Source organism: Paenibacillus sp. LjRoot153, assembly GCF_964253085.1.
GTDB lineage: Bacteria > Bacillota > Bacilli > Paenibacillales > NBRC-103111 > Paenibacillus_E.
Window position 1 is genome coordinate 4758690 of the sequence record NZ_CAXUQH020000001.1, and the last position, 13174, is coordinate 4771863.

At 45.6% G+C, this 13174-nt stretch carries 13 protein-coding genes; 4 read left to right on the forward strand and 9 right to left on the reverse strand.

Going from position 1 to position 13174, the window contains the following annotated elements; all coding sequences use genetic code 11:
- Positions 1-55: 55 nt before the first annotated feature.
- The 3 genes from ACSQ8P_RS20575 to ACSQ8P_RS20585 form a co-directional block, all read right to left on the reverse strand.
- Positions 56-1006, reverse strand: a complete 951-nt coding sequence (locus ACSQ8P_RS20575) for a lysophospholipase (RefSeq protein ID WP_436236888.1) — start codon at positions 1004-1006, stop codon at positions 56-58.
- A gap of 114 nt (positions 1007-1120) precedes the next feature.
- Positions 1121-1339 carry a YezD family protein gene (locus ACSQ8P_RS20580; protein ID WP_436236889.1) on the reverse strand — a complete coding sequence of 73 codons (219 nt, stop codon included), beginning with the start codon at positions 1337-1339 and terminating at the stop codon, positions 1121-1123.
- 19 nt (positions 1340-1358) lie between these two features.
- Entirely contained in the window at positions 1359-2189 is an 831-nt protein-coding gene (locus ACSQ8P_RS20585; protein ID WP_436236890.1) for an alpha/beta hydrolase family protein, read from the reverse strand.
- Positions 2190-2516: 327 nt separating this feature from the next.
- Here ACSQ8P_RS20585 and cysT point away from each other — a divergent pair, with 327 nt between their 5' ends.
- From cysT to ACSQ8P_RS20605, 4 genes are read left to right on the forward strand one after another with little or no spacing between them, the layout of a single operon-like run.
- A complete protein-coding gene (gene cysT, locus ACSQ8P_RS20590) occupies positions 2517-3323 on the forward strand; it encodes a sulfate ABC transporter permease subunit CysT (RefSeq protein ID WP_436236891.1) in 807 nt (268 codons plus the stop codon).
- Positions 3320-4150: a sulfate ABC transporter permease subunit gene (locus tag ACSQ8P_RS20595; RefSeq protein ID WP_436236892.1), complete on the forward strand. Its 831-nt coding sequence runs from the start codon at positions 3320-3322 to the stop codon at positions 4148-4150. Before cysT ends, ACSQ8P_RS20595 begins: the two co-directional genes overlap by 4 nt.
- Positions 4140-5225, forward strand: a complete 1086-nt coding sequence (locus tag ACSQ8P_RS20600; protein ID WP_436236893.1) for an ABC transporter ATP-binding protein — start codon at positions 4140-4142, stop codon at positions 5223-5225. Before ACSQ8P_RS20595 ends, ACSQ8P_RS20600 begins: the two co-directional genes overlap by 11 nt.
- A gap of 43 nt (positions 5226-5268) precedes the next feature.
- Positions 5269-6384: a sulfate ABC transporter substrate-binding protein gene (locus ACSQ8P_RS20605; protein WP_436236894.1), complete on the forward strand. Its 1116-nt coding sequence runs from the start codon at positions 5269-5271 to the stop codon at positions 6382-6384.
- A 54-nt stretch (positions 6385-6438) separates the two neighbouring features.
- On the opposite strand, the gene ACSQ8P_RS20610 is transcribed toward ACSQ8P_RS20605, so the two are convergent.
- The 6 genes from ACSQ8P_RS20610 to ACSQ8P_RS20635 form a co-directional block, all read right to left on the reverse strand.
- Positions 6439-7221 carry a DUF817 domain-containing protein gene (locus ACSQ8P_RS20610; protein ID WP_436236895.1) on the reverse strand — a complete coding sequence of 261 codons (783 nt, stop codon included), beginning with the start codon at positions 7219-7221 and terminating at the stop codon, positions 6439-6441.
- Positions 7218-8105 carry a VanW family protein gene (locus tag ACSQ8P_RS20615; RefSeq protein WP_436236896.1) on the reverse strand — a complete coding sequence of 296 codons (888 nt, stop codon included), beginning with the start codon at positions 8103-8105 and terminating at the stop codon, positions 7218-7220. Before ACSQ8P_RS20615 ends, ACSQ8P_RS20610 begins: the two co-directional genes overlap by 4 nt.
- A gap of 104 nt (positions 8106-8209) precedes the next feature.
- Positions 8210-8683 carry an acyl-CoA thioesterase gene (locus ACSQ8P_RS20620; RefSeq protein ID WP_436236897.1) on the reverse strand — a complete coding sequence of 158 codons (474 nt, stop codon included), beginning with the start codon at positions 8681-8683 and terminating at the stop codon, positions 8210-8212.
- Between the two features lie 59 nt (positions 8684-8742).
- A complete protein-coding gene (gene purT / locus ACSQ8P_RS20625) occupies positions 8743-9921 on the reverse strand; it encodes a formate-dependent phosphoribosylglycinamide formyltransferase (protein ID WP_436236898.1) in 1179 nt (392 codons plus the stop codon).
- A gap of 398 nt (positions 9922-10319) precedes the next feature.
- Positions 10320-12224 (reverse strand): cobaltochelatase CobT-related protein, encoded by a 1905-nt coding sequence (locus tag ACSQ8P_RS20630; RefSeq protein ID WP_436236899.1) that lies wholly within the window; start codon positions 12222-12224, stop codon positions 10320-10322.
- A gap of 28 nt (positions 12225-12252) precedes the next feature.
- Positions 12253-13143: an AAA family ATPase gene (locus ACSQ8P_RS20635; RefSeq protein WP_436239569.1), complete on the reverse strand. Its 891-nt coding sequence runs from the start codon at positions 13141-13143 to the stop codon at positions 12253-12255.
- Positions 13144-13174: the final 31 nt, after the last annotated feature.

Genomic DNA, 13174 nt, shown 5'->3' on the forward strand with positions numbered 1-13174 from the left:
TCACCAAAAAAAGCTGTTCCCCACCAGCCATAAAGCCCGCAAGGAACAGCTTATTTCACTTCACAATCCAACTATCCAGCCTTGCAACAATATCCCCCATAACCTCATCGCGGTTAATTTCATTCAACATCTCGTGTCTGCCACCTGGATATAGCTTATAGCTAATATCTTGTATCCCCAGCTTCTCATAGGTCTTAATTAAGCTGCGAACTCCCTTTCCTTGCCCGCCAACTGGATCATCCTCACCTGAGAAAATATAAATTGGAATCTCTTTACGAATCCGAGCCAAATGATGGGGTGCATGTATTTCCATTAATCCTTTGAAGAAATCCCTGAAGTATCCCGATGTAAAAATCCCACCGCAATACGGATCATTGATGTAAGCATCAACCTCTTGTTCATCCCGACTCAACCAATCAAACGGCGTACGATTCGGCTTAAACTTTGTGTTAAACGATCCGAAAGAAAGTGCAGTCAACAGTAAGCTTCGAAAATGATCTCCTCGTATAGCCGCTTCCAGCGTCGCAATCCCAATTCCAACACGAAGTGCTGGTCCTTCTTTTCCATTCGAACCAGACAACAGAATTCCTTGTACATGTGTCGGGTACCGCTCCATATAAGTTCCCATATAATATTGCGTTAAAAATGAACCCATGCTATGCCCTAGCAGGTATAACGGTAGGTTTGCCTCTTCATAACGCGTACGAATTTGTGACGTAATTTGCCCCATTGCATCAGCCATGGCATGAAAGCTATCCTTGCCAAACCTACCCACAGCATCCAGTGAGCCCGCTGTTTGGCCATGTCCCATGTGATCATTTGCATAGACGGCGTAACCGTTCATTGTCAAAACATCAGCTAAACGCTCATATCTAGCGGCTGTTTCTGCCATCCCATGCGCGATCTGCATTATCCCCTTGAATCGCACGTCTTCCGAAGGAAGCCACTCGTACACATAGTGTTTGATTCCCTGCGCATCTTCCCAAATAAAGTGACCTTTACGCATAAGATTCTCCTTCCAAATCTCGCTTCTACTCCTCCTTAGTATACGTCTTCTGACGAATGAAAACAGCCCCCATTCCACATGAATGAGGGCCAATGTATGAGTGCAAAAACAAGGCTAAACTTTACTCTTTTGTTTGGATGTCGATTTCACAGCTTGTAATGTGGTTTGAGCTTGCGGAACAGCCGTCGTCTCAAATCTTTTTCTTTCTGTTTTATCAATCTGTGTAATCTTGCCATCATGAACCACAATTTGTACTGACCCATATTCTAGTCCATCTAAAATTTGCTTGATTCGCTCTACCCAAATTTCGTCTAATTCCAATGGTTTCGCCATCGTCATGCCTCCAAGTCATTTAAATTGTCCAATCGTTCCACTCTTTGTTTCGTTTATACGTATAGCTCAGCCAATCTCCCGTTTTCTCCAGCAATTCAGTCGTTGATGGTGTCGTCGAGTACGTATGATTCGCTTGATAAACGAGCTCCAGGTCACATTGACCTTCTTTGCGCAGCCAGAACATCTTCTGATATAACGGCGCATAATCAACAGGAATGGTTTCGTCTGCTGTTCCATGAACGACAAATACATCTCCAGTAAATTTACGTAATTGTTCAAACGGTTGATGCTGTGATAGAGATTCGAAGAATCGACTTGTTAGTTTATATCCATGATGATCGATCGTACCACCTAGGGGCAATTTCTCGTATTCATTTTTGCCGACGATTCGCATAATATCGTTGTGTGGATGGGCAACAGCTGACCAAAGGACGAGGGTTTTCACTCGATGATCTCTAGCTGCCGTTAATACTGCCGCGGCGCCGCCTAAGCTATGTCCAAGCAGAATAACTCTACTCAGATCCACACAGTCAATGGAAACACCATAATCAATAACTCGTCTAGTCTGTTCAATTAGTACATCTAGCCCACCTGCGCCATAATCCCCTGTACTCTCGCCACAGCCACCATAATCAAAACGAAGTACAAAATAACCTTGTGCGCTGAAAGAGCGAGCTGCCTTTACAAAAAGCCGGTCAACACCGATTCGACTCCCAATAAATCCGTGACAAATGATGATTAAGGGCCAACGCTGACAATCGGCTTGAACCGCTGTGGTTTGCTGTGTAGGGTAATGCAATGTTGCGGCTAATTCGACATCGTCGCTTTGAATCGTGATGGCATGCTCCATGCTGGTAACTCCCTTTCCTTACTCATATTAATCATATCTATTTACTCGGAATTAAAATGTAAACCAATCTTAGCATGGGATGGTACTGGTGTCAATGAGTGTTTTACTTAATTATCCAAACATTTTTCATAAAAATTGTTAAAGATTTTTCTTTCAATGTATCTTCATATTTCAAAAATGCATTTCTACTATTATAGGAAAAAATTAATACTTAACATCACCTATTTACCCCAAAATTACTTATTGACAGAATAATCCTAGCGCTGTTATAGTCATTTTAATAAAACCAAGTAACTTGGTATGCTTTATGAGAATAGGTGGTGTTCCATGCGTAACAAGGTTTTTAAAGCGACGGTTCGATCCGTGCTTATAGGCTACTTAATTGTGCTTCTTCTTATCCCTATAGCCACCATCTACATCAAAGGCTTTTCGCTAGGCTGGGAACCTTTTTGGAAAGAAGTCACAGGACCTTTAGCATGGAAATCGATTGTATTAACAGTTAAGTTAAGTATTATTGCAACGGTCATTCAAGCAGTGGTAGGAACGATCATCGCCTATGTCCTTGTCCGATATCGATTCCGGGGACAGAGCATTCTAAACAGCATGGTCGATCTCCCATTCTCACTTCCTACTTCCGTTGCAGGATTAATGTTCCTCACCCTACTAGGACCACAAAGTCCACTAGGAGCTTGGTTAGACTCGGTAGGAATCAAACTGCTTTATAATCAAACAGCAATTGTTATTGGTCTAGTCTTTGTCACTTTCCCATTCGTAGTACGTACGGTTCAACCACTATTGGAGCAGATTGATCCAGCAGAAGAACAAGCGAGTTTCACTCTTGGTGCAAACAGATTCTATACGTTTTACCGCATCGTATTGCCAGCGCTGTTACCTGGTACGATTGCCGGCAGTATGCTCGCTTTCTCCCGATCACTTGCAGAATTTGGTGCCATCTCCCTGATCTCCGGTAACTTACCCGGTAAAACGATGGTCGCCTCCGTCTATATATATGGTGAAACACAGAACTACAATCCTGAAGGTGCAGCTGCTATCTCACTTGTCCTCCTGACACTCTCCGTCCTGATATTATGGGGAATCCATGTATGGACTCGCGGAAAGGGGCGGCTAGCATGAGAAAATTATTGATCGGCATTTCTTTTTTGGTTATATTCCTACTAATCATATTGCCTTTCTTAGGCATTACCTTCGGAGCATTCGAAGATGGTCCTGGGGCATTCTTAGATGCACTTGTTCGTCCAGAAGCGCTACACGCTTTGAAGATTTCAGCAATAATCGTAAGCATCGTTACAGTGCTCAATGCCATTATAGGGATTTATATTTCCTTAGAAATTGTTAGAGGTTCATGGATTTCACGTTGGCTGAAACCGATCATTAATGCCTTGATCGACCTTCCATTTGCGGTATCACCTGTCATTGTAGGTTTAATGGTGATCTTGATTTTCGGACCCAACACGGCACTCGGTACATTCCTCGAAGATCATAATATGAAAATCGTTTATGCGATTCCCGGGATGGTTATTGCAACCATGTTTATTACCTTCCCGCTAATGGTACGTGAAGTGGTTCCCTTATTAGAAGAAATTGGGACACAGTCCGAAGAAGCTTCCGCTACCTTAGGCGCTGGACCCATTCGCACTTTCTTACAGGTGACTTGGCCGAGTATTCGCTGGGGCGTTGTGTATGGTTTGATTTTGACGATAGCTCGATCGCTCGGTGAATTCGGATCCATCCTGGTTGTCTCAGGGAATATCATTAATCAAACACAAACAGCAACGACACTTGTTTATCAAGACGCTGAACAATTCCAGCTCGTAGCAGCCAATAGCGTGGCATTCGTATTAGGTCTCATCTCCATTACGATTTTATTATCGCTAGAGTGGTTGAAACGAAGAAGCGAAGCAACGAGAAATCATGGAGGAGGATCCCCACATGCACATTGAAGTAACCAATCTAAATAAACATTTCGGAGACTTTCATGCGATCAAAGATGTTAATTTCAAAATAAAAGAAGGGAATCTTGTCGGTTTGATTGGACCGAGCGGCGGTGGTAAAACCTCCATCCTTCGGATGCTATCCGGACTCGAAAGCCCAACTAGCGGTGATATTTATTTCGATGGTAAGCTCGCCACTCACCTTCCGGTTCAGGAAAGAGGCATCGGCTTCGTTTTTCAAAGTTATGCGCTATTTAAACATATGACAGTGTTTGACAACGTCGCTTATGGGTTGAAAGTACTCAAGAAATCTAAGGCTGAGATTCATGATCGTGTTACTTATCTAGTGAACTTAATGGGTCTCGCAGGTCATGAGCGAAAATATCCGCACCAACTATCCGGCGGACAACGCCAGCGGGTAGCTTTCGCTAGAGCACTAGCACCTGAACCACGGCTGCTATTACTCGACGAGCCTTTCGCCGCAATTGATGCCAAAATTCGTAAAGAGCTTCGCGTCTGGCTGCGTAATTTGATCAACGAGTTCAAAGTAACGACCCTTTTCGTTACGCATGATCAGGATGAAGCGATCGAGGTTGCCGATGAAATCATCTTGGTCCAAGGCGGTAAAATTGAACAACAAGGAAGCCCATGGGAAATATATACGAAGCCTGCGTCCTCATTTGCAGCTTCCTTCATTGGTGAATCCAACGTTCTTCCCTCCTATTCGCCACTTGTTGGATTCCCTACACTTGCAGATCTCCAACAAGATGGCAAATGGCTTCCTCATGTGAATGTACTTATACGTCCTGAGAACATCGAAGTACGTCCGCACAATGTAAGTCATTTGGCAACAGCTGGTGAAAAAGGCAAAGTAACGCATGTTCACTTCCGCGGTGATTCCTGGTATCTAGAAGTGGATACAGGTCACATCAAGCTTTTCGCTTATCAGCCCGTGAAAGAACGCATTTATCAAGTTGGCGATGAAGTTAATATTCTCATCCACCAGATTTCCGTATTTACCCAAACAGGTACAACCTGGATTGATAATCAGGCCAAACAAGATCCACAGCCTGTCTTCATATAACCAATACCAAATAAGCTTTAGAAAAGAAGGGGAGTTATTAACCATGAAAAATTTCAAAACGCTTGGCCTAGTTACTGCAGCTTTATTCACAGCAAGTATTGCTCTTACAGCTTGCGGATCCGGCTCAACGAAGACTGCTAGCACAAGTGCTCCATCTGCTGCTGCAACAACAGCTGCAACAGCTGCAGCAAGTACAACACCGAAAGCTGACGGCGGAAAAGTAACGATTACAGTCGGTGCTTACTCCATTTTGAAAGATTCCTTTGATGTAATCCTGCCAAAATTCAAAGAAGAATATAAAAAGAAAACCGGCACAACGGTTGAATTCCAAGAATCTTATGTGGCTTCCGGTTCACAAGCTACTGCTATCATTCAAGGCTTTGAAGCGGATATCGCTCCACTCTCTCTTGAAGGTGATATTCAAAAAATCGTGGAAAAAGGTCTAATTACACATGACTGGAAAAAAACGCCACAAAAAGGTTTCGTAACAACTTCTATCGCTGCTATTGGTGTGCGTGAAGGGAATCCGAAAGGCATTAAAGATTGGTCTGATCTGACAAAACCAGGCGTTGAAGTCCTCATTCCGAACCCAAGTACATCTGGTGGTGCTAAATGGGATATCAATGCTGTCTACGGTGCTGGACTCAAAATTTCTGAAGCAGCTGGTAAGCAAGACCCTGCTGTAGCCAAAGATCTCGTAGCTAAAATATACAAAAACATTAAAGTACTCGATAAAAGCGGCGCCGATTCCCTAGCGACCTTCGATAAAGGTGTAGGCGATGCGATCATTACGTATGAGAATGAACTTGTCGCTCGTATTCAAACTGGTAAAAAATATGTTGAAGTTATTCCACAATACACGACTTCCATTGAAAATCCAGTTGCTATTATTGATAAATATGTCGATAAACATGGTAATCGTGCAGCTGTTCAAGCGTTCTATGACTACTTGTTCTCTGTTGATGCTCAGAAAGTATTCGCTGACAAAGGCTTCCGCTCTGTTCTTCCAGAAGTCGCTAAGCAATATGAGAAAAACTACACAACGCCAGCTGGTCTATTCAATATCGAATACCTTGGCGGTTGGGACAAAGTGAACAAAGATCTTTACGGTAAAGGTGCTATTTGGGAAACCATCCTTGCCGAAGGCGGAGCTAAATAAACGAATTGCTAGAAGAACCCCCAGAGGCTAACTGCTTCCGGGGGTTTCGCTATTTCATGCACCATTAACTTGCTTTGGATATTTAATACGCTTCAATTCCGCCACGATGATGATCGTAATAATCACCAACATAAACCACGAACTAATTTTACCCCAATGTACAATCCGCCAAGAAATTTCTTGATCTGGATAGCGCCATGCGCCAAGAAAGGTTGAAATATTTTCGGCCAGCCAAATAAATAAAGCTACTAACATGAAGGAAAGGATCGTATGCATGCGATAGGTTTCGGTTGTAACCGTGAACCGAATATGAGATTTATAAAACAGAATCACGATCAAGGCAATGAGAATCCACCTGATATCATACATAAAATGATGGGTAAAAAAATTGGCATAAATGCCTATCGACACCAGGATCGCCATGTATTTGCTAGGCCAGTTAATGAGATGTAAATCAAAACGTTTCCACGCCTGACAGACATAACTTGAGACACTGGCATACATAAAGCCGCTGTAAAGCGGGACTCCGGCTATTTTCGTCAAGCCCTCTTCTGGATATGACCATGAGCCCATGTGTACTTTATACAACTCAAGACCAAGGCCGATGATATGAAATACCGTGATAACCTTGAGTTCATCTACGCTCTCTATCTTTGTCCAAACCAAAACTAATTGCGCAAGAATGCACACAAGTAAAATGAAATCATAGCGATGCATGAATGGCAGCGTTACTGCTTTAGACACAGCCAAAGTCATAAAGATGATAACAGGGAAAATGCAGCATAACGCCTGTTTCCAACCGAAAACGAGAAAATCCATCACATGTTCTCTCTTCATTCGTTCTCCTGATTTGCGTTAGATTTCATATACTTGACCTCTGCATGATTCACGTTAACCAACTCTTCATCAACGATTGAATCATCTTGTTTGTTTACTTTTTGCCGCCAAATTTCGTTGCCTCTGTACCATTTGTTTGCTCGTTGGTAAAACGAATGATTTTTCTCTTTCACTCGATAATCATAGGGCAATTCCGTATCACAGCTTATCGAGCCTTCTAAATACGCTTCCGTAACCTCCAAATGAAATTGAAAGCGATTCGCGGTAGGATTATAAAACTGTAAATCTACGTAATTATAAAATACACTCGTTCCCGTACCAAATGGAATTACCCTGCGGTCGTCTGGGAATAGATCGAAGCTGTGATGATGTCTTTCTTTAATCACTAGCGGCGTATGTAAAGCAAGCCAATACAGCATATTCGCTAACTGACACAAACCACCTCCTGTACCCACACGAACTTCGCCATGAGATAGCATGAGACCCTCGATATAACCCTTTTCTTTACTAGTCACACCAATTAGCTTCCAAAAGGAAAACGTTTCTCCAGGATGAATCACGATCCCATCCACATGTTTCAAAGCTATTTTCAAATTCACGATTTTATTCTCTTGTAAAATAGGGTCCGTATCTCCGAGCACCCGCCGCAGTATGGATTTGTGCTTCTTCGCTGTATAAGTAAACTGTTGAGTACTTCTAACGTAAGCATATTTGATTTTGGGATTTAAATTGATGATGCTCCTTTGTAACATCAACTGCTTAACGCGAAGTCCATATAAGAAAGGAAATCGCTTGCCTATCCGTTGTTTCATGTCAACAAGTCCCACTGATTCTTCATCCTTATCTGTGAAAGTAAATTGGAGGGCATGCCATCCTCTCTTCATTTGACTCCTTAACCAATCAAAAAGTTGTGAGATGGATTCTTTTTCCAAAGAAAAAAGCAGTTCCCTCGTTGGGAACTGCTAACGCAAACAGGCAATCGGAAAGCTTATAAACGCGCTTCCTTCCGAAGCTTTCGAGCTGTAAACCGCGCTTCCGCGGATTCGAACAACTTTTTCTCTTCATCCGTCTCAGCTATAATGCCTGGGACCGGACACGGCTGCCCCGTGTCATCTAATGCAACAAACGTCAAGAATGAAGTCGCTGTATGTTTCTTTTCACCGGTCAGAAGATTCTCGGACTCAATTTTCACATATACCTCCATCGAACTCCGATGGGTCCATGTAACAAATGCTTCCAGTTGAATCGCCTCGCCAAGCTTAACCGGTGCGAAGAAATCCAAACTATCACTCGACGCTGTTACCACACTCTTACGACAATGGCGCATGGATGCAATCGTGGCAACTTTATCAATATATTGCATCACGCGACCACCAAACACAGTGTTATGGTAGTTCGTGTCCGCCGGCAAAATAATTTCTGTCAACACGGTTCGAGACAGTCTTGCTGCTTTAGGTTCCATAGTGCTTGCCTCCGGATGATGACTTCAGACATGGTACAGCCGTACTTCAGTCATTCAAATTAGTTGTAATTCAATGTGAGCTTACTAGCTGCTTCTTTAGCCAGGCTGCGTGCTTCTTCCACTGTTTCCCCAGAACTCAGTGCTACTGCCATCCTGCGACCAACTTTGGTTTCCGGTTTGCCGAACACTCGAACCTGCGTATTCGGTACGGATAATGCCTCATCAATACCGCTAATTGTATATTCAACTTGCTCGCGATCGGCTTTCAGTGTGTAACTGGCACCTGGCGTCAACAAGCGAACGCCAGTTATCGGGAATCCAAGAATCGCTCTCGCATGTAGCGCGAACTCACTGAGGTCTTGCGTAGCCATCGTAACCATTCCTGTATCATGCGGACGCGGGGACACTTCGCTGAAGTATACGCCATCTGCTGTTAGGAATAATTCAACGCCATACAGACCATGGCCGCCAAGTGCGTCGGTAATCGTTTTAGCCATTTGCTGTGCATCTATGATTTGCTGCTCTGACATCGTATGGGGCTGCCAAGATTCGATGTAATCGCCGTCTTTTTGAATGTGACCAATTGGCTCACAGTAGGTTGTTCCCGAAACAGAACGAACCGTCAATAACGTAATTTCGGATTCAAAATGGATGAATTCTTCGACGATAACACGCGCGTTCTTGGCACGCCCGCCTTCCATCGCGATGTTCCAAGAAGCTTCTACACCCTCAGGCGTACGGCAAACACTTTGCCCTTTTCCAGATGAGCTCATGATCGGCTTGATCACACAAGGTGTCCCGATGACACCGACTGCTGCGTGCAATTCTTCAAGACTATTGGCAAACTCATATTTGGCTGTGCGAAGTCCCAGTGTTTCGGAAGCAAGTCGACGAATCCCTTCTCTATCCATCGTTAAACGGGATGCAGTCGCGGTCGGGATGACACGGTAGCCTTCTTTTTCTAGTTCAACAAGAACAGACGTCGCGATCGCTTCAATTTCGGGCACGATGAGATCCGGGCGTTCTTTCTCGATAATTGCACGAAGCTGCTCGCCATCCAGCATCGAAATAACGTGACTGCGATGAGCAACCTGCATGGCTGGAGCGTTCGCATAACGATCCACGGCAATCGTCTCAATACCGAGTCGCTGCGCCTCAATAATGACTTCTTTACCTAGCTCACCAGAGCCAAGCAGCATAATTTTCTTGGATTTGTTGGATAATGGTGCTCCGTACATGAGTTAAAATGCCCCCTATATGAATGATGAGTACAAGCTATGAATGATTATAACGTATGTGATTCATCCGATTGATGTCGGAGTTTGGCGAATTTTACCTAGAATGACCCTGATCTATTGTACTGGATTTTGAGGTTAAAAGATAGATGAGATCTTTAGATTGAGCTGTTGGAAGTTACGTTAACCGTCAGGTTGAATGTAGCTCAATTCGGTAAATAAATATGAATACATGAAAAAACACATTTAATATGCATCATTTGGATCGTTTCTAGCGAGTACATGCATTTTCTCCAGTTAAATTCAGGATTTGGGTGAGAAAACTATAAAATCCCCAAATATAACTGGAGTTTATGTAGGTATTTTGAAATTCGATTTTAACAAAATAGCGAATGCACTGATCACACCTGGATCGATTTCAGCAAAAGCTTACGTAAAATCGGCACTAGCTGTTCATGTAGTCCTTCAACATTCGGAACAACGATACTGCTTCGCCCATACATATTACGCATTGCGTTCCGCTGTGTTTCATGCACAGTGCCATTTGCCAGAAAAACGCTGATCACTTCGACACCCATGCGTCTAGCTTGCAGAACGGCTTCGTGTGTATCCAGGATGCCGAGATCGTTGTAATTGGCTGCCGAAGGCTCCCCATCCGAGAAAACAAGGAGGATGCGCTGCCGCTCTGTGCGTCGCAGCAGCCGCTTCATCATCTCGCGTATAGCGAAGCCATCGCGATTGTCCTGCTGCGGCTCCAGCTGCATCAGAGCCGCTCCGCTTCCGGCCGCGAAGCAGGAGCCGAAGTCCACCGCAACCTGGAACAGGTTCGGTGCCTCCTGCTCGGTCACGCGGTCCGCGTCCTCCCAGAATCCCACAATTTCATGTGGGATTCGGAGATCTCGGAGGGTCTCGTGGAATAACACGAGACCGAGCTTGGTTTCGTCCATTTTGTCATACATGGACGCCGAGCAGTCGACGAGCAGCGCGAACGCTGCGTCGAGCTGGGGTACTGGCGCGCGCTTCTTATAGAAGAGGCGCGGCAGCTCTTGCGTGACGGCTCGCGTAAGCCGCTTGTCGAGCCGCCCAAACAGCCGATCGCCGCGCGGGGCGATCCGCCTCTGCTCCAGCGTGCGCCGTATCGCACGCTGCAAGGGCTTCGCGAGCGGCGCTGCGCGCTCGCTCAGGCGCCTGAACCCGTCCTCCTGCGCAGCAGTAGGACGTTCAGGCAAGAGCCAGGTCGCCGTCGCATACGCGGCGACCTCGCCCTCCCCGTGCCCCACGGCCGCGGGCACGGAAGCCCCTTGGCGCCGCTCAGCGGCGGCGCCAGTGCGCTGGGCGCGCTGCGAGCGCCCCTGGGTGATGGCGAGCGCCTGGTCGGCGGCATCGCCCTCACGGGGCGCAGAGCCCTGCGCGGCGGTGCGAGCGCCGCGCTCCAGCTCGAACCGCAGCAGCCCTGGGCTGCGGTCGCTGCTCTCACGATGCCAAGTCGGCATCCGCTCTTGGCCGGGCAATTGACGCTCCCCCTCTTGTTCGGGGAGCACATCATCGTTGGCGAGCCGCTTCGCACGCTTCAACTCGCCTTTATAGTCCGCAGGCAAGGGATCTGCGATGCCGCTTCCCTGCTGTATCCAAAAGTACGCAGACACAGCATCACGCTCTATCCAAGGCGACAGTGTGTCAAATATTCGTTCACACAAAGTCGCAACTTGGGCCGTATGCGTCGCTTCCTCCATTTGCTCTAGCACCGCATAGAGACCAACCAAGCGGGTAGATAGCTCGTTTCCAAGCGCAGTAGCGAACGGTTCACCCTGCCACGACTTCCCTGTGAACCAGCCATACACGATCAACAGCGCTGCATCGGCCAACTCTCCTTTACTCAAATGAGTTCGGAGCTTATGCCCGAAATATCCACCTAAGATATGATGTCGATGTGCAAATACAGCTCCCATTCCCGGACGTTGACTGCGGCATATTCGCTCCAAGCGCATATCTTCGCATAGCGCAAATAAGCTGTTAGCCAACTTTGGAAACCTTACGTTCGTACAGTAGTGGAGATAATTGCTTACTGCCTCCCTACCTGTAAACCAAGCGCTGCCAAGGCAGCGCAGATACACATCGCTTTTCATGCCAGCTGATTTATCACGAAGCGGATAATCCCACCAAAACTGACTAACCGTCATTTGCAAGGCAGTTTCATCATAATGCGCATGAAATCCAGCCTCGACCTCAAGCTTTCCACGTTTCGTAAATAATCGAGCTAAATCCACCAGCTGCATGTGCAGCATCGCATCGATTTTATCATCCAATCGGCTAAGGCTTCCTACGAACATTGCGTTACAATAACGTTTCAGCCGTATTCATCACAGCTGCACGTTCCCTTTCATCTTCTAGCTTATCCGCAATCGCGCGCGTAACAGCACGCATCGGTGGTATGTAAGCAGCCAAATCACATGCGTCTAACAAAGCCCTAATCGATCCCGCTTCATCGGGCAGTTGCCCCATTTCAATCAGGGAAAGCAAATCAGCAGATAGTTGAACGAAGGTACGCAACAGCTTTTCGTCATGCAACACGGAACGACTTTTTAACAACTGAAACAATAATTCACCTTGCAAATAAGGCACTTCCACTGTGACAAAACGATTTTTCAGCGCTTCATTTAACGGCACGGTACCAATGTAGCCTTCGTTAATTGCTGCGACAACTCTGAAGTTTGGATGCGCAGTAATTACTTCACCTGTGAATGGATTTGTTATCGATCTGCGGTGATCCAGAACACCATTGATTAGAGGCAGCGTTTCTGGCTTGGCCATATTAATCTCATCAATGTAGAGCAAGTGTCCTTTGGTCATTGCTTTCATAATTGGACCTGGGATAAACGCAATATGACTCCGACCTTGCTCATCATGTGTTAGTGTTTTGAAGCCAAGTAATGCCTCAGCATCCAAATCCGTGGAACAATTCACACTGTGCATGGGCTGATTAAAGACTGCTGAAACGTGCTCAGCAAGCTTCGTTTTGCCAGATCCGGTCGGACCCTTTAAAAGTACGTTTTTGCCCAAAAATAGTGACAAAATTGCGTCTTTGAGCAGTTCCTCCGTGGGTGCTTCATACGCTGCAATTCCTATTAGCTTACTGTCTTCGGCTGTATGGAGGATCTGCTTATGCTCATCTAAACGCTTTCGGACTTCTGGTGGTAAAGCATCTATTTTCAAAAGATCTGTCATCATCGCTTTGGCATTCCTTTCCTGATTGCAT

Bases quoted from the DNA above. Each gene is read 5' to 3' on its own strand.
- ACSQ8P_RS20575 (WP_436236888.1), bottom strand. From the start codon at position 1,006: ATGCGTAAAGGTCACTTTATTTGGGAAGATGCGCAGGGAATCAAACAC.
- ACSQ8P_RS20580 (WP_436236889.1), bottom strand. From the start codon at position 1,339: ATGGCGAAACCATTGGAATTAGACGAAATTTGGGTAGAGCGAATCAAG.
- ACSQ8P_RS20585 (WP_436236890.1), bottom strand. From the start codon at position 2,189: ATGGAGCATGCCATCACGATTCAAAGCGACGATGTCGAATTAGCCGCA.
- cysT (WP_436236891.1), top strand. From the start codon at position 2,517: ATGCGTAACAAGGTTTTTAAAGCGACGGTTCGATCCGTGCTTATAGGC.
- ACSQ8P_RS20595 (WP_436236892.1), top strand. From the start codon at position 3,320: ATGAGAAAATTATTGATCGGCATTTCTTTTTTGGTTATATTCCTACTA.
- ACSQ8P_RS20600 (WP_436236893.1), top strand. From the start codon at position 4,140: ATGCACATTGAAGTAACCAATCTAAATAAACATTTCGGAGACTTTCAT.
- ACSQ8P_RS20605 (WP_436236894.1), top strand. From the start codon at position 5,269: ATGAAAAATTTCAAAACGCTTGGCCTAGTTACTGCAGCTTTATTCACA.
- ACSQ8P_RS20610 (WP_436236895.1), bottom strand. From the start codon at position 7,221: ATGAAGAGAGAACATGTGATGGATTTTCTCGTTTTCGGTTGGAAACAG.
- ACSQ8P_RS20615 (WP_436236896.1), bottom strand. From the start codon at position 8,105: ATGAAGAGAGGATGGCATGCCCTCCAATTTACTTTCACAGATAAGGAT.
- ACSQ8P_RS20620 (WP_436236897.1), bottom strand. From the start codon at position 8,683: ATGGAACCTAAAGCAGCAAGACTGTCTCGAACCGTGTTGACAGAAATT.
- purT (WP_436236898.1), bottom strand. From the start codon at position 9,921: ATGTACGGAGCACCATTATCCAACAAATCCAAGAAAATTATGCTGCTT.
- ACSQ8P_RS20635 (WP_436239569.1), bottom strand. From the start codon at position 13,143: ATGACAGATCTTTTGAAAATAGATGCTTTACCACCAGAAGTCCGAAAG.